Source organism: Streptomyces sp. NPDC029956 (genome assembly GCF_055574655.1).
Map to the genome: position 1 here is coordinate 208,377 of NZ_JBVHZJ010000003.1, position 15,972 is coordinate 224,348.

The 15,972-nt window shown below is 71.8% G+C and carries 15 protein-coding genes; 10 read left to right on the forward strand and 5 right to left on the reverse strand.

Annotation, left to right across the window (positions count from 1 at the left end; translation table 11 throughout):
- Positions 1 to 13 precede the first annotated feature (13 nt).
- The 5 genes from ACZ4XX_RS03440 (at position 14) to ACZ4XX_RS03460 (ending at position 4,594) form a co-directional block, all read left to right on the forward strand.
- The gene (locus ACZ4XX_RS03440) at positions 14 to 553 is read left to right on the forward strand and encodes a DinB family protein (protein WP_468506311.1); all 540 of its coding nucleotides are present in this window, start codon (positions 14 to 16) and stop codon (positions 551 to 553) included.
- A gap of 45 nt (positions 554 to 598) precedes the next feature.
- Positions 599 to 1,213 carry a PadR family transcriptional regulator gene (locus tag ACZ4XX_RS03445; protein ID WP_468506312.1) on the forward strand — a complete coding sequence of 205 codons (615 nt, stop codon included), beginning with the start codon at positions 599 to 601 and terminating at the stop codon, positions 1,211 to 1,213.
- A 219-nt stretch (positions 1,214 to 1,432) separates the two neighbouring features.
- Positions 1,433 to 2,449, forward strand: coding sequence for an ATP-binding cassette domain-containing protein (locus tag ACZ4XX_RS03450; protein WP_468506313.1), 1,017 nt, complete (start codon positions 1,433 to 1,435; stop codon positions 2,447 to 2,449).
- A complete protein-coding gene (locus tag ACZ4XX_RS03455; protein WP_468506314.1) occupies positions 2,446 to 3,210 on the forward strand; it encodes an ABC transporter permease in 765 nt (254 codons plus the stop codon). The genes ACZ4XX_RS03450 and ACZ4XX_RS03455 overlap by 4 nt, the downstream gene beginning before the upstream one ends.
- 283 nt (positions 3,211 to 3,493) lie before the next feature.
- The gene (locus ACZ4XX_RS03460) at positions 3,494 to 4,594 is read left to right on the forward strand and encodes a WD40/YVTN/BNR-like repeat-containing protein (protein WP_468506315.1); all 1,101 of its coding nucleotides are present in this window, start codon (positions 3,494 to 3,496) and stop codon (positions 4,592 to 4,594) included.
- A gap of 9 nt (positions 4,595 to 4,603) precedes the next feature.
- On the opposite strand, the gene ACZ4XX_RS03465 is transcribed toward ACZ4XX_RS03460, so the two are convergent.
- The 3 genes from ACZ4XX_RS03465 to ACZ4XX_RS03475 all read right to left on the reverse strand — a co-directional run bounded on the left by ACZ4XX_RS03465 (position 4,604) and on the right by ACZ4XX_RS03475 (position 8,006).
- A complete protein-coding gene (locus ACZ4XX_RS03465) occupies positions 4,604 to 6,025 on the reverse strand; it encodes a glutamate decarboxylase (RefSeq protein WP_468506316.1) in 1,422 nt (473 codons plus the stop codon).
- Between the two features lie 46 nt (positions 6,026 to 6,071).
- A complete protein-coding gene (locus ACZ4XX_RS03470) occupies positions 6,072 to 7,361 on the reverse strand; it encodes an ion channel protein (RefSeq protein ID WP_468506317.1) in 1,290 nt (429 codons plus the stop codon).
- Positions 7,362 to 7,637: 276 nt separating this feature from the next.
- Positions 7,638 to 8,006, reverse strand: a complete 369-nt coding sequence (locus ACZ4XX_RS03475) for a YbjQ family protein (protein WP_318210619.1) — start codon at positions 8,004 to 8,006, stop codon at positions 7,638 to 7,640.
- 151 nt (positions 8,007 to 8,157) lie between these two features.
- Between ACZ4XX_RS03475 and ACZ4XX_RS03480 the strand changes: the two genes are divergently transcribed.
- Positions 8,158 to 8,874 (forward strand): DedA family protein, encoded by a 717-nt coding sequence (locus tag ACZ4XX_RS03480; protein ID WP_468506318.1) that lies wholly within the window; start codon positions 8,158 to 8,160, stop codon positions 8,872 to 8,874.
- Between the two features lie 85 nt (positions 8,875 to 8,959).
- On the opposite strand, the gene ACZ4XX_RS03485 is transcribed toward ACZ4XX_RS03480, so the two are convergent.
- Entirely contained in the window at positions 8,960 to 10,618 is a 1,659-nt protein-coding gene (locus tag ACZ4XX_RS03485; RefSeq protein WP_468506383.1) for a threonine/serine exporter family protein, read from the reverse strand.
- Positions 10,619 to 10,913: 295 nt separating this feature from the next.
- Positions 10,914 to 11,405, reverse strand: coding sequence for an inorganic diphosphatase (locus tag ACZ4XX_RS03490; RefSeq protein WP_024758444.1), 492 nt, complete (start codon positions 11,403 to 11,405; stop codon positions 10,914 to 10,916).
- 102 nt (positions 11,406 to 11,507) lie between these two features.
- On the opposite strand from ACZ4XX_RS03490, the gene dacB reads away from it, so the two are divergent.
- From dacB to hpt, 4 genes are all read left to right on the forward strand, one after another.
- Positions 11,508 to 12,911, forward strand: coding sequence for a D-alanyl-D-alanine carboxypeptidase/D-alanyl-D-alanine endopeptidase (gene dacB, locus ACZ4XX_RS03495; protein ID WP_468506319.1), 1,404 nt, complete (start codon positions 11,508 to 11,510; stop codon positions 12,909 to 12,911).
- Between the two features lie 93 nt (positions 12,912 to 13,004).
- Entirely contained in the window at positions 13,005 to 14,144 is a 1,140-nt protein-coding gene (locus tag ACZ4XX_RS03500; protein WP_468506320.1) for a zinc-dependent metalloprotease, read from the forward strand.
- Between the two features lie 208 nt (positions 14,145 to 14,352).
- On the forward strand, positions 14,353 to 15,372 hold the full coding sequence (gene tilS / locus ACZ4XX_RS03505) for a tRNA lysidine(34) synthetase TilS (protein WP_209495438.1): 1,020 nt from the start codon (positions 14,353 to 14,355) through the stop codon (positions 15,370 to 15,372).
- 41 nt (positions 15,373 to 15,413) lie between these two features.
- Positions 15,414 to 15,953: a hypoxanthine phosphoribosyltransferase gene (hpt, locus tag ACZ4XX_RS03510; RefSeq protein ID WP_030219931.1), complete on the forward strand. Its 540-nt coding sequence runs from the start codon at positions 15,414 to 15,416 to the stop codon at positions 15,951 to 15,953.
- Positions 15,954 to 15,972: the final 19 nt, after the last annotated feature.

Consider the following 15,972-nt stretch of genomic DNA (forward strand, 5'->3'; position numbering starts at 1 on the left):
GAAGGCGGACATCATGGTGGCTCTCGTTCCCACGGAGACCCACGGCGACGAGCGCGGCGCGCTCCTGAACTTCGTCGAGGCGCAGCGCGCCGCGATCCGCCGCTCGCTCCTCGGTCTCACCGAGGAGCAGGCGGCGAGCCGCCCCAGCGTCAGCGAGCTCAGCCTCTCCGGGCTGCTCAAGCACGTCGCCGAGGTCGAGCTCAACTGGCTCCGACTGGCGCAGCAGCAGCCCAACGAGCGTCAGCGCACCCAGGAGACCTGGGGCGAGGGCTTCCGGCTCGTGGGCGACGAGACGATCCCGGAGATCGTGGAGTTCTGGGCGGGCGTGGCGAAGGAGACCGAGGAGTTCGTCCGCTCGGTGCCCAGCCTGGACGACACCTTCCCGCTGCCCGAGGCGCCCTGGTTCCCCGTGGACGGACGGGTCTCCATGCGCTGGATGCTGCTCCACCTGGTGCAGGAGGCGGGCCGGCACGCCGGGCACGCCGACGTCATCCGTGAGTCCCTGGACGGCAAGGGCTCCTTCGAACTGATCGCGGCGGAGCAGGGCCGGTGACCCCGCGCGCGTACCCTGGTCAAAATTGACTAGGAGGTACGTGGGATGTCGGCGATCCGTCTTCTCGTCCTGGGCGCGGTGAAACAGCACGGCCGCGCCCACGGCTACCAGGTCCGCAACGATCTGGAGTACTGGGGCGCACACGAGTGGTCCCACGCCAAGCCCGGCTCGATCTATCACGCGCTGAAGCAGATGGCGAAGCAGGGACTGCTGCACGCGCACGAGGTGGCGCCGAGCGCGGTGGGCGGGCCCCCGCGTGTCGAGTACGAGTTGACGGAGCAGGGCCTCCAGGAGTACTTCGCCCTGCTGCGCGAGGCGCTGACCACGTACGACCAGAAGATGGACGTCCTGTCGGCGGGCATCGGCTTCATCGTGGACCTGCCCCGGGAGGAGGCCGCGGAGCTGCTGCGGCAGCGGGTGCGGGCGCTCGACGAGTGGCGGACGGCGGTCACGGAGTACTACACGCCGGAGGGCGGCCCCGGTCAGCTCGGGCACATCGGCGAGATCATGCACCTGTGGGTCCACTCGGCGGACGCCGGCAAGGAGTGGACGCTGGGCCTGATCGAGCGGATCGAGGGCGGGGCGTATGTGTTCGCGGGCGAGGGTGATCCCTTCGTGGGCGTGCTCGCGGAGGGCGAGGAGAACCCCTTCGCGACCTGATCGGGTGGGCGACCCGACCGCGTGTGGCCTGGCCGTGTGCACGGTCTGACCGGGTGCACGGTGCTGGCCGGGTGCGCGATCCGGCCGAGTGCAGGACCTGATCCGGTTCGACTGGAGATGCAAGCTAATCAAGTTTGACTAACCCCTGTGAAGCGCATACCGTGCTCCGTCGGCGGTGACTGGTCAAATTTGACTACGACGATTTCTGGAGGAATCGACATGACGGCGACTGGGGACGTGATCCTCGTGGAGGGCGCACGCAAGCGGTACGGCGAGAAGGACGCCCTGGCCGGACTCGACCTCACGGTCCGGCGCGGCACGGTGCACGGTCTGCTCGGCCCCAACGGAGCGGGCAAGACGACGACCGTACGGATCCTGGCCACCCTGCTGCGCCACGACGAGGGTCTGGTGCGGGTGGCGGGGTACGACGTACGCGCCGAGGCCCGCGAGGTACGGCGGCGGATCGGGCTGCTCGGACAGCACGCCGCCCTCGACGAGGAGCTGGGCGGCCGGCAGAACCTGGAGATGTTCGGCCGGCTCCACCACCTGGGCGCGCGGCGCGCGGGTGCGCGGGCCGAGGAGCTCCTGGAGCGCTTCGGCCTCACCGACACCGGCCGCAAGCCGGTCAAGCAGTTCAGCGGGGGCATGCGGCGGCGGCTCGACCTGGCGGCCTCGTTGATCACGGAGCCCGAGGTGCTCTTCCTCGACGAGCCGACGACGGGACTCGATCCACGCGGGCGTGGCGAGGTCTGGGAGTCGGTGCGCTCGCTCGTCGGCGGGGGCACCACGGTGCTGCTGACCACGCAGTACCTGGAGGAGGCCGACCAGCTCGCCGACCGGATCTCGGTCGTGGACCAGGGGCGGGTCGTGGCCGACGGCACGGCCGACGAGCTCAAGGCACGGGTCGGCGTGGACCGCATCGACGTGGTCGTACGGGACGGGGCGCGGCTCGACGAGGCGGCCGGGCTGCTGCCGGTGCCGCGGGCCGAGGTGAGCGTGGACGCCGACCGGCGGCGGCTCAGCGCACCGGTGGCGGACCGGATGGCCTCGCTCACCGAGACGGTGCGGGTGCTGGCGGCGGCCAGGATCGAGGCGGAGGACATCGCCCTGAGGCGGCCGACGCTGGACGAGGTCTTCCTGCATCTGACGGGCGGGTCGGGCGGGTCGGATACGTCGGGTGGTTCGGATGTGGCGGGTGCGTCGGGCGGGCGTCAGGAGAAGGAGGTGGCGGCATGAGTGCGGCGTACGTGGTGAGCGACTGCTGGACGATGACCCGCCGGGAGCTGGCGCACTGGGCGCGGCAGCCGGTGCAGGTCCTGGTCGGGCTCGTGTTCCCGGTGATGATGCTGCTGATGTTCGGCTATCTGGTCGGCGGCGGGCGGAGCGTCGACGGCGACTACGTCGACTTCCTGGTGCCCGGGATGCTCACGCTGACCATGGTGTTCGGGCTCGAAGGCACCATGACGGCGGTGACCCAGGACCTGAACAAGGGGGTGATCGACCGCTTCCGGGCGATGCCGATGACCGACGGCGCCGTGCTCGTCGGGCGGGCGGCCGCCGACATGCTCCAGTCGGCGGTGGGGCTGCTCGTGATGGTCGGCGTCGGGTACGCGATCGGCTGGCGGGCCGACGGCGGCCTGGGGAGCACCCTGGGGGCGCTGGGGCTGCTGCTTCTGCTGCGGTTCGCGATGCTCTGGATCGGGATCTTCCTCGCGCTGGTCGCGGGGCGGGCCGAGCTGGTGCAGGCGGTGCAGATCCTGGTGTGGCCCATCGGCTTCCTCTCCAACGCCTTCGCCTCGCCGGACTCGATGCCCGGCTGGCTCGGCACGTTCGTGGAGTGGAACCCGATGTCGGCGACCGCGACGGCGGTCCGTGACCTCTTCGGCAATCCGGGCGGCGAGCCGGGGCACGTCTGGGCGGCGGTGGTGTGGCCGCTGGTGCTGCTCGCGGTCTTCTTCCCGCTGGCGGTCAGGAAGTTCGGGCGGCTCGGGAAGTAGTGGGGAAGGAGCGGCGCGGAGATGGGAACCCCGGGGCGGTGAGCGGTGTATTGAAAGCAGCGGTTCACCGCGGACCGCCCGAAGCAGGACAGGGGGACGTGCGATGCGCAGGCTCGTGGGAGGAGTGGCCGGCGCCGCCGTGGCGCTGGTGCTGGTGGTGCTGAGCGGGTGTACGGGGCCGAAGTCGGCTGTGGAGGAAGGCGGGTCGGGGAGTCCGGGGGCCTCGCGGAGCTCGGCCGGCTCGGGGGCCCCGGGGGGTTCGTGGCCGGCCGGGAAGGGGCCGGTGGCGCGTCCGGACCCGGGGCTGTTCGGGGCGCCGCCCCGGATTCCGTCCGCGCCCGGGCTGCCCGGCTGGGCGCACGGTCTGGGCTTCGCGCGGGACGGCAGCGGGTTCGCGCTGCTCGCCTCGTGCGTGAGCGACCCGGCGGCCCCGGAGAACGGCTTCTGCCGGCAGCACGTGGCCGTGCGGGACGCCGGAGCGAAGGAATGGGTGCTGCGGCGGTCCCCGCTGCCCCGGGTGTCGGGGGACGGCGTCTCGGCGAACCTGGTGCCCCTCGGCCCCGGCCGGGCGCTCGTCGAGGAGGGCGGCGCCGAGCCGGGCTCGCGGACCTGGTTCACCGAGGACGGCGGGCGCACCTGGCGGGCGGGCGACCGGCGTTCGGTCGGGACGACCCCGGAGATACCCGAGGGGGCGGTGCTCGGCACCGACTGCGCCGCGCCCTCCGCCGCCTCGCCGGACGACTGCGAGCGGCAGCGTCTCGTGGTGATCTCGCCTCAGGACGGGCGGCGCCGTGCGCTGGCCCGGGTGCCCCTCCTGGGGGCGCATCCCCGGCCCCAGGAGCAGCCGGAGCCCGACGGGTCCTGGTGGGTCTCGGGCACGGACCCGCTGTCGGGGCGGGCGGCGGTCGCCGTCTCCCGGGACGGGGGACGCGGCTGGACGGTCAGCAGGCTGCCGAGTCCCGTCGCGAGTCCCGGGTGGCACACGGCGGTGGCGGTGGGCAGGGACGCGGTGTACGCGGCGGAGATGGGGGAGCTGACGGGCGGGGAGCCCGTGAAGAACCCGATGCGGGCGTTGCACCGTTCGGTGGACGGCGGGAGGACCTGGCAGCGGATGTGGACGACGGGGCCGAGCGAACAGCCCCGGACCCTGCTCGGCCTGCCGGTCCCGGGGCCCGGTGGCCGGGTGGAGATCGACGCGGAGCTCTCGGGGTACGGGAGCGTGGACGGCGGCCGTACGTTCGTCCGGCTGGACGACGGGACGCACCACGTCCGCCGCACCCCGCTGGGCCTGCTGCGCGAGGGCTCGCCCTGCGAGTACGCGCTGACCGTGGACGGGGTGCGCTGGTCGAAGTTCCGGCTGGCCTGCGAAGACCCGGGAGTGTGACGACAGGACCTAGTGGTGGAAGGAGGTCGCCGCGCTCGTGTCCTGGGTGAACGGCCTGGACTGGCTCCGCAGTTCGGGCAGCAGCCGGCTCAGGTCCTCGATGAGGAGTCCGGCGAGGTCGGCGGAGAAGCCGTTGCGGCAGACCACGCGCAGCACGGACAGGTCCTCGCGGTTGGCGGGGAAGGTGTAGGCGGGGACCAGCCAGCCTTGTTCGCGTAGCCGTCGAGAGACGTCGAAGACGTTGAAGGAGGTGACGTCAGGGGCGGTGGTGAAGGCGAAGACGGGCAGTTGGTTGCCGCGGGTGAGGAGCTGGAAGTCGCCCATGGCCTCAATCCGTTCGGAGAGGCCGCGGGCGATGTCGCGGGAGGTCTGCTGCACCGCCCGGTAGCCCTCCCGGCCGAGCCTGAGGAAGGTGTAGTACTGCGCGACGACCTGGGCGCCCGGCCGGGAGAAGTTGAGGGCGAAGGTGGGCATGTCGCCGCCCAGGTAGTTGACGCGGAAGACGAGCTCCTCGGGGAGTTCGGCGGGGGAGCGCCACAGGGCCCAGCCGACGCCCGGGTAGACCAGGCCGTACTTGTGACCGGAGGTGTTGATGGAGGAGACCCGGGGGAGCCGGAAGTCCCAGATCAGGTCTTCGTCGACGAAGGGGGCGACCATGGCGCCGGAGGCTCCGTCGACGTGGACGGGGATGTCGAGGCCGGTGCGTTCCTGGAGGGCGTCCAGAGCGGCGCAGATCTCGGCGACGGGTTCGTAGGAGCCGTCGAAGGTCGATCCGAGGACGGCGACGACGCCGATGGTGTTCTCGTCGCAGAGTGCGGCGGCGGACTCGGCGTCGAGGTGGAAGCGGTCGCCCTCCATGGGGACGAGCCGGGCCTCGACCTCCCAGAAGTTGCAGAACTTCTCCCAGCAGACCTGGACGTTGACACCCATGACCAGGTTGGGGCGGGCGGCGCCCGGGTAGCGGTCGGTGTTCCGCTTGGTCCAGCGGCGCTTGAGGGCCATGCCGGCGAGCATGCAGGCCTCGCTGGAGCCGGTGGTCGAGCAGCCGACGGCCGCGGCCGGGTCCGGGGCGTGCCACAGTTGAGCGAGCATGGCGACGCAGCGGCGCTCCAGTTCGGCGGTGCGCGGGTACTCGTCCTTGTCGATCATGTTCTTGTCGCGGCACTCGGCCATCAGGACGCCCGCCTGGGGCTCCATCCAGGTGGTGACGAAGGTGGCGAGGTTGAGCCGGGAGTTGCCGTCGAGCATCAGCTCGTCGTGGACGAGCTGGTAGGCGCTCGCCGGGGGCAGCGGTCCCTCGGGCAGCCGGTGGTGGGGCGGGGCCTCGGTCATTCCGCCGACCGGGTTGGCGGCCTCCCCGAAGAACGGGTTGAGGGCGAGCCGGCGGATGGGCTCGGTGGTGGAGGCGGCGGGCCCCTGGTGGAGCGGCATGGGGACTCCTTCTGTCCGGCGGGGAGGGTCTCCCGAGGGGGAGGGTTCAGTGCAGGGATCTGCCCTGGGTGTCGAGTTCGAGCTGGGGGCGGCCGGTGACGATCAGCCAGGCGGGGAGGGAGGCCAGGCAGAGGAGGGCGAGCATCGCGGGGGAGGAGGCGAGGACGGCGCCGGTGAAGAGGCTGATCCAGCCCTGCCGGGTGGTGGCGAGCAGGACGCCGAGGACGGCGGAGGAGACGGCGACCGCCGGATGGACCTCGGGGACGAGGGCCTGGGCGAACAGTCCGAACGCGGCCCCGATGAAGACGGCGGGGAAGATCCGGCCGCCCCGGAAGCCGCAGGAGGCGGCGACGAGGAGGGCCACGAGTTTGACCGCGGCCAGTTTGGCGAGTTCGCCGGAGGAATAGCTGCCGACCGAGGAGGTCAGTTCCCTGGTCTGTTCCAGGCCCTTGAAGAGGGTCAGCGGCCCGCCGAGGGCGCCCAGGAGACCGAGGGCGAGACCACCGAGGGGCAGCATCACCATGGGGTGGCGCAGCCGCCGGAAGACGGCGTGGGCGTAGGGGAAGAGGTAGCAGGAGGCGAGGCCGAAGGCGGCCGCGGCGGAGGCGATCACCAGGGCGGCGAGCAGGTCGCCCCAGCCGGGGTCGGTGAGTGGCGGGAGGCCCATGTCGAAGCTCGGATCGGCGAGCAACTGGGTGGTCATGGAGCCGGCCCCGGCGGCGACGAGCGGGGCGAAGAGCCGGTCCCAGAGGGAGCCGTGTCCCGGCTGGCCGACGAGGACCTCAGAGATGACGAGGGCGGCGGCCACCGGGGTGCCGAAGAGGGCGCCGATGGTGGCGGACGAGGCGAGGACGACCCAGGCGGCGCCCGGCACCGCGGGCGCGACCCTGCGGCCGAGCCAGTAGGTGAGGGCGATGTTGCTCGCGATGATCGGGTTCTCGGGGCCGAGACTGACACCGCCGGCAAGCGCGAGCGTGCTCGCGAGGAGGAGCCCCGGCACGACCATGAGGGCGAGCGGAGTCCCGCCGAGGCCGGTGGAGGCGGGATCGGGGCCGGCGTGTCCGGGGACTTTCCAGACGACGAGCCCCACGGCGATGCCGGTCGCCGTGAGCATGATGATGATCCAGAGGGAGGAGTGGCCGCCGATGCCGAAGACGTCGGGCAAGTCGTCCCAGAGGACGCTCTCGAACTTCTCCGCGAGTGCACTGATGCCCAGGTACAGCAGGCTCGACGCCACCCCGATCACCAGGGCGGGCAGCACTTGCGGCAACAGGACCTGCAAGGGGGTCTTGTCGGCGGAGGACGACGGGTCAGGCGGCACGTGATCGGTGGTCACCGCCCCACCATAAGTGAGCAAATGCCGCATAACATCCCGGAAATCGGGTCGAGCGGACTTGCACTTCACGTCGCGTCAGGCCCCAGGCTGACACGCGTACCGACACCACTGCCTTCCCGAGCACCTCCACGCCGCCGTCCGGGCGAACGCGCCACGCCTGGGGGCTGCTCCGGAAGCCTGACCCGGTGCCCCCCGGCCTGGACCCGGGCCCGGGTCCCGGGTCCCGGGGCCCGGACCTCGGGCCCCGGGGCCTGGCCTGAGGGCCCTGCCGAAGGCTCAGGCGCGTGGTGCGATCACCACCGCCGTGCCGTACGCGCACACCTCCGTGCCCACGTCCGCCGCGTCGGTCACGTCGAAGCGGAACATCAGCACGGCGTTCGCTCCACGCGCCCGAGCCTGCTCCACCAGGCGTTCCATGGCCTGGTTCCGGGTCTGTACGAGGGTCTTCGTGAGCCCCTTGAGCTCGCCGCCGACCATCGACTTGAGGCCCGCGCCGATCTGGCTGCCCAGATGGCGGGAGCGGACGGTGAGCCCGAAGACCTCACCGATCACCTGCCGGACCTCGAAGCCCGGCACGTCGTTCGTCGTCACGACCAGTACGTCGGGGTGCGACCCCTGGCCGCCTCCGTACTCCTCGATGCCCATCGGCATACACCTCCTGGCCCCCCAGCCTCAGGGGAGCGGGCCCTCTCCGCATCCCGTGGGCCCCGGGTGGAACCGGTCGCGTCCGGCCCACGTTGATAGCTTGGGGCCAGCCGTCCCCCATGCCCCCACCGACCGCAGGAGCCCGGAACCCGTGAACACGCTTGCCCTCGGACCGAGCTGGTTGGACCCGGACCATCTGATTCAGACCTTTGGTCCGATCGGTGTCCTGGCCATTGTCTTCGCCGAGTCCGGCCTCCTCATCGGGTTCTTCCTGCCCGGCGACTCGCTGCTCTTCACCACCGGCCTGCTGATCACGACCGGCAAGCTGGACATGCCGCTGTGGCTGATGTGCACGCTGATCGTGGCCGCGGCGGTCCTCGGCGACCAGGTCGGATACCTCTTCGGACGCAAGGTCGGCCCGTCTCTCTTCAAGCGCCCCGACTCGAAGCTCTTCAAACAGGAGAACGTCGAGAAGGCCCATGAGTTCTTCGAGAAGCACGGCCCGAAGTCGCTGATCCTGGCCCGCTTCGTCCCCATCGTGCGGACGTTCACGCCGATCATCGCCGGTGTCAGCCGCATGAACTACCGCCTGTTCGTCACGTACAACATCATCGGCGGTGTGCTGTGGGGCGCGGGCGTGACGCTGCTCGGCGCCTCCCTCGGCAAGGTCGAGTTCGTGCACCAGCACATCGAGATGATTCTCGTCGGGATCGTCCTGCTGTCCGTGGTCCCGATCGTGATCGAGTACCTCCGGGCCCGCTCCCAGTCGAAGAAGTCGCAGGCCAGGGGCGGTGACCACGGCAGCGACCACGACGCCCCCGGCACCCCGAACCCCCAGGGCCCCCGCGGCCGCCACGCCAAGCGCTGACCCCGGATCCACCCGAAGCACCGAAAGGGCCCCGCACACCGTGCGGGGCCCTTTCCCGTGTCCCGGCCGACGGGCCGGGCCCTCCCTAGAAGCCCCTGGTCCGCTTGGCCGCACGACGGGCCGCGGCCGCACCGGGGGCCTGCATGAAGAGGCGGGCCAGCTCGCCTCCCAGGTTCACCCCGATCGCGATCGCCAGGGCCAGCGCCGCCGCCTTCGCCAGCGAGGCGAAGCCCTGGTCCAGGTTGTTCTGGGCGATCGCGAGCACCCCGAAGTACGTCGCCGAACCGGGCAGCAGCGGGCCGATCGCCGCCGTCACGTACGGCAGCGACGAGGTGTGCTCGTAGCGGGCGATCAGCTGCCCGAAGAGGCCCACCAGACCCGCCGCCACCGCCGTCGCCATGACCGTCGACCCGTTCGCGGTCACCGCTATCGACGCGTAGATCACCCAGGCGACCCCGCCGTTCAGCGTCGCGAAGAGCACCGTCGCCCGCGACTGCTGCAACAGGATCGCGAAGGTCGCGCACAGCACCATCGACGCCAGGATCTGCGTCACCGGCCGCTCCGCCGCCTGCAGCGTCCCCTCCGGGTTCAGCTGCGCGTCGAACTGCACGGCGATGTACAGCACCGACAGCACGCCCACCACGATCGCGACGAAGAAGTACGCGACCTCCAGGAGCCGGGCCGAGGCCGTGATGTAGAAGCCGGTCAGACCGTCCTGCACCGCCGCCACGAGCGCCCGCCCCGGGATCAGCGCGAACAGACCACCGGTGATCACCGCCGACGGCCGCAGGTCGGCGTGCAGCATCGTCAGGAGCACGCCCATCGCCGCCGGCGGCATCGCCGCCACCAGGAACTGGTAGAACTCCGGCATCCCGCGCCCGGCGAACAGCCACGCCAGCCGGTCACCGAGCACCGCGCCCAGCGCCGCCACGAAGAACACCGTCGGACCGCCGCCCAGCAGCACCGAGGCCGCGCCGGCGAGCACGCCCGCCGCCGCCGTCAGGACCCAGCCGGGATACGGGTGCCGGTTGCGCCGTATCTCCGCGAGCCGTCCGTACGCCTCCTCGGGCGTCACCTCGTGCGCCTGCGCGTTGATGTCCGCGAGCAGCGTGTACACCGCCGCGAGCCGCGTGTAGTCCGTGCCCCGGCGTCGCACCGTCCGGTTCGCCGTGATCGGGTCGTCCACGAGCGACGGCTGGTACGTGACGGACAACAGGGTGAACGTCACCGTCGGCTCGACCCGGTCCAGGCCGTACGAGCGGCAGATCGCGAACATCGCCGCCTCGACGTCCTCCGCGCCCTCCCCGCCCGCGAGCAGCAGCTCGCCGATACGCAGGGTCAGGTCGAGCACACGCGGCACCGAGGGACCGCTCTCGTCCTCCTTGCGCGGCGCCTCGGGCACCGGCCGCTCACCCACCGGGAGCCGCAGCATGGTCCGCATCCGGTCCTGCCACGGCGCGTTCTGCGAGAGCCGCACCAGGGGCACGCCGTAGGCGGGAGTGAAGGCGGGCGGGGAGTTCTTCGCCGAGTACGTGGCGGGCGGCGCGAACGCCGAACCCTCCTGCTCGGCCGGCGGCTCCGTCGTCAGCCCCGCGGGAAGGGCGAACTCGGAGGTCGGGTGCTCCTCCTCCGGCGGCGCGGGCTGCTCCACCCCGACCGGCGGCACGAAAGCGCTCCGTGCCTCGTCCGACAACGGCTTCCGATCCGTCGGCCAGTCCTCCGGCCAGTCCTCCGGAGAGTCCACCGGCCGGTCCTCCGGGGAGTCCTCGGGGACCCCTGACGGACCGTGGCCCGGGCCGTCCTCCGAGCCGTCCCCCGGATCGTTCTCCTGGCCGTCCCCCGAATCGTTCTCCGAGCCGTCCTCCGGGACGTCCTCCGAGACGTCGTCCGGATCGTCCTTCGAGCCGTCCGGCTCCGCCACCACTCTGACCGCCTCACTCCCTGGGAACCGTGGATTCCAGTATGAGCGTGCGACGGATGTGCGAAAGGCGGTGCACCCAACGGGTGCACCGCCTTCACACGCTCAGAACAGAACCGGCTCAGTGGCCGCCCTGCTCCTTGGCGCGCGCGTACGACTTCTCGATCTCTTCCTCGGCCTCGGCGCGACCGACCCAGTCGGCGCCCTCGACCGACTTGCCCGGCTCCAGGTCCTTGTAGACCTCGAAGAAGTGCTGGATCTCCAGGCGGTCGAACTCCGCCACGTGGTGGATGTCCCGCAGGTGCTCCATGCGCGGGTCCGTGGCCGGGACGCACAGCAGCTTGTCGTCGCCGCCCGCCTCGTCCGTCATGCGGAACATGCCGATCGCGCGGCACTTGATCAGGCAGCCCGGGAAGGTGGGCTCGTCGAGGATGACGAGTGCGTCCAGCGGGTCGCCGTCCTCACCCAGGGTGTTCTCGACGTAGCCGTAGTCGGTCGGGTAGGCCGTCGACGTGAACAGACGACGGTCCAGACGGATGCGCCCCGTCTCGTGGTCGACCTCGTACTTGTTACGCGATCCCTTGGGGATCTCGATGAGAACGTCGAACTCCACGGGTGGCTCCTCCTGAATCAACACAAGTGAATGCTCGCGACGACGCGCGGTGATTAAGTGTCCCTCACGCACGTGTGTGATCGCGAAAGGGGCTGGTCAGCAATGCCCGAGCCGAGGATGTGGCAGCTCACGGCGGGCTCCGCCGCCCTCGGACTGGCGCTGGCCGCCGTGGCGGTGACCGCGGCCGGTCCGTGGGACTCGGGTCAGCGTACGGCTGAGCGGGCCCGGGCCGCCGCCCCGGCGGCGGGTGGCGCACGTCACGCCCCGCCCCCCGCCCCCGCCCCGCCCAAGCGCCCCGCGCCCGCCCCCAGCGCACCCGGCGTCCTCACCGCCCTGCACGCCCCGGCCCCCGCCGGCCGCCCCGCGGACCTCACCGCCCGCCTCGTACCTCTCCTCGCCGACCCCGGGCTCGGCCCGCTGCGCACGGCCTCCGTCGTCGACACCGCCACCGGCAGGCAGCTGTACGGCGAGGGCGCCGGCACCCCCATGACCCCCGCGTCCACGGTCAAGATCGCCACCGCCGCTGCCGCACTCTCCGCCCTCGGCCCCGACCACCGCATCGCCACCACCGTCACCGCCGCCCCCGACGGCCGGACCGTCACCCTCACCGGCGGCGGCGACCCCACGCTCGACCCGGTCCGCCTCAAGGCGCTCGCGACCGACACCGCCCGCGCCCTGACCGCCCGCGGCCACACCTCCGTACGCCTCACGTACGACACGCACCTCTACCCGGGCCCCTCGATCCACCCCATCGGCCCCAACGAGAACATCGCCCCCGTCGTCGCCCTCATGACCGACGAAGGACGCCTCGACGACAGCGAGAGCGGCCCCGCACCCCGCACCGGCGACCCCGCGGGCGACACCGCCGCCGCCTTCGCCGGCCACCTCACCGCGGCCGGCATCAAGGTCACCGGCGACCCGGCCCCCGGTCGCACTCCCCAGGCCGCCCCCCTCGCCCGTACGTACTCCGACCCCCTCGCCGACCTCGTCGAGCGCACCCTCACCCTCAGCGACAACGACCTCGCCGAGGCGCTCGCCCGGCAGACCGCCCTCGCCCGCAAGAAGCCCGCGAGCTTCGAAGGCGCCGCCACGGCCGTCCGGGAGGAACTCGCCCGCCTCGGCCTCCCCGTCGCCGGCGCCCGCTTCGCCGACGGCAGCGGACTCGACCGCCGCGACCGGATCTCCGCCGCCCTCCTCACCGGACTCCTCACCCGAGCGGCCGACCCCGCACGCCCCGCCCTGCGCCCGCTCCTCACCGGACTGCCCGTCGGCGGCTTCACCGGCACCCTCGCCGGGCGCTTCGACACCGCGCCCGCCACCGAGGGCGCCGGACTCGTCCGCGCCAAGACCGGCACCCTGACGGGCGTCAACACCCTCGCCGGGACCGTCGTCACCGCCGACGGACGACTGCTCGCCTTCGCGTTCCTCGCCGGCAGCACCCTCTCGCCGTACGAGGCGCAGCCCGCCCTCGACCGCCTCTCCGCCGCCCTCGCCGCACAGGACTGACCACCACCCGCCCCGGCACGGACACCGCCCCGAGCCGCACGGAAGCCGTACCGAACCCACCCCGAACAGCCTTCGAGACCGTACGGTTGACGCATGACGAGCATCGGTGGCGCAGGCACATCCGGGATGGTCGACTGGAACCTCGCGGTCGCGACCGCGACCCGCCTCGTGCGGCCCGGACCCGAAGTCAGCCGCGACGAGGCCCGCGAGGTCGTCGCCGAACTCCGCAAGCACGCCAAGGCGTCGGAGGAACACGTCCGGGCCTACACCCGGATGATCCCCGAGGGCATGGAGCCGCACGACACGCCCGTCCTCGTCGTCGACCGGGCCGGCTGGATCAAGGCCAACGTCGCAGGCTTCCGCGAGCTCCTCACCCCGCTCCTCGGCAAGATGCAGGACCGCCGCTCCACCACCCCCGGCAACGCCGTGCTCGGCGCCGTCGGCGGCAAGGTCACCGGCGTCGAACTCGGCATGCTCCTGTCGTTCCTCGCCTCCCGCATCCTCGGCCAGTACGAGACCTTCGCCCCCGCCACCCGCGACCTCCCGGCCGGCGCCAACGGCGGCGGACGCCTTCTCCTCGTCGCGCCCAACATCGTCCACGTCGAACGCGAACTCGAAGTCTCCCCGCACGACTTCCGGCTCTGGGTCTGCCTCCACGAGGAGACCCACCGCACCCAGTTCACCGCCGTCCCCTGGCTCCGCGACCACCTCCAGGGCGAAATCCAGTCGTTCCTCGCCGCCACCGACGTCGACCCCGGCACCGTCGTCGAACGCCTCCGCGAAGCCGCCCAGACCCTTGCCGGCGGCCGCCCCGAAGGCGAGGAGGGCGAACCCACCCCCTCCTTCGTCGAACTCGTCCAGACCCCCGAGCAGCGCGAGATCCTCGGTCGCCTCACGGCCGTCATGTCGCTCCTGGAAGGCCACGCCGACTACGTCATGGACGGCGTCGGACCCCAGGTCGTCCCCTCCGTCGCCGAGATCCGCGAGAAGTTCCAGCAGCGACGCGCCCGCGGCGCCTCCCGCCTCGACCTCGCCCTGCGCAAGCTCCTCGGCCTCGACGCCAAGCTCCGCCAGTACCGCGACGGCGAGCGCTTCGTCCGCGCCGTCGTCGACCAGGTCGGCATGGACGGCTTCAACCGCGTCTGGACCTCGCCCAACACGCTCCCCACCAAGACCGAGATCGCCGCTCCCGCCGACTGGATCGCGAGGGTGCACCGTAAGGCAGACTCGTGAGACAGGTGCGGCACACGACACAGGAACACGTCGGAACACCTCACCAATCACCCATCCGAGGGACCCTGGGCATGGGGTGAGGCGTGCAATGCTCGGGTAACGGCCGGGTTTCTGTCACCATCGACGCACTCTGAGTGACCGAACCCCCCTTTCCGACCGTTAAGACTCCGACCGAGGCACCCCACCCCATTCACGAAGGGCACCGGACATGGGTCCCCATCCTGCGGTCGCGGCGATACGCCTGGCGGTCCGCCGCGTACTCCACGACGTTCTCACCGAGCACCAGACCGACCCCGCTCCCGCACGCGACGCACACACGCCCCTCGTGCTCGTCGCCTGCTCCGGAGGCGCCGACTCCATGGCGCTCGCCTCCGCCCTCGCCTTCGAGGCCCGCAAGCTTCCCGTGCGCGCCGGCGGCATCACCGTCGACCACGGGCTCCAGGACGGCTCCGACACCCGCGCGGGCGAGGTCGTCGCGCGCATGACCGCACTCGGCCTCACCCCCTCCGAGGCCGTCGCCGTCACCGTCGGACGCGAAGGAGGCCCCGAGGCCGCCGCACGCGACGCGCGGTACGCGGCCCTCGACGCCGCCGCCGAACGCCACGGAGCCGCCGCGATCCTCCTCGGCCACACCCGCGACGACCAAGCGGAAACCGTCCTGCTCGGGCTCGCCCGAGGCTCCGGGATCCGCTCGCTCTCCGGCATGGCCGCGATCTCCGGCGCCTCCGGCCGCTACCGGCGTCCCTTCCTCCAGCTCGACCGCCAGACCGTCCGCAAGGCCTGCGTCGCGCAGGAGCTCGCCGTCTGGGACGACCCCCACAACAGCGACCCCGCCTACACCCGCTCCAGGCTCCGCCACGAGGGCCTCCCCGCCCTCGAGAAGGCCCTCGGCAAGGGCGTCGTCGAAGCCCTCGCCCGAACGGCCCAACTCTCCCGCGACGACGCCGACGCCCTCGACACCTGGGCCGCCGACGCCGAGACCCGTGTACGCGACGAGGCGGGCGCCCTGGAGTGCGCCAAGCTCCACGGCCTGCCCCCCGCCGTACGCCGCCGCGTCCTGCGCCGCGCCGTCATCGCCGAGGGCGCACCCGCCGGCTCCCTCTTCGCCCGGCACATCGAAGAAGTCGACCGGCTCATCACCGGCTGGCGCGGCCAGGGGGCCATCAACCTGCCCGGTCGCGTCGAAGCCCGCCGCCAGGGTGGCAGACTGGTCATCCGGCAAGGCTGACGCACGCTGCAACGAAAGTGACCCGGGTGAACGAGAAGGACATGGGCACCGACCTCCAGTCGGTGCTCATCACCAAGGAAGAGATCGACGCCAAGCTGGCAGAGCTGGCCGCGAAGATCGACGCGGAATACGCGGGCAAGGACCTGCTCATCGTCGGCGTCCTCAAGGGCGCCGTGATGGTGATGGCGGATCTGGCTCGCGCCCTTTCCACTCCCGTCACCATGGACTGGATGGCCGTGTCCTCCTACGGCGCCGGCACCCAGTCCTCGGGCGTCGTCAGGATCCTCAAGGACCTCGACACCGACATCAAGGGCAAGCACGTCCTGATCGTCGAGGACATCATCGACTCCGGCCTGACCCTGTCCTGGCTCCTGTCGAACCTCGGCTCGCGCGAGCCGGCCTCCCTCGAGGTCTGCACGCTGCTGCGCAAGCCCGAGGCCGCGAAGGTCGCGATCGACGTCAAGTGGATCGGTTTCGACATCCCCAACGAGTTCGTCGTGGGCTACGGCCTCGACTACGCCGAGAAGTACCGGAACCTTCCGTTCGTCGGCACGCTCGCCCCGCACGTCTACGGCGGCTGAACACCCGGGCCGTACGGGG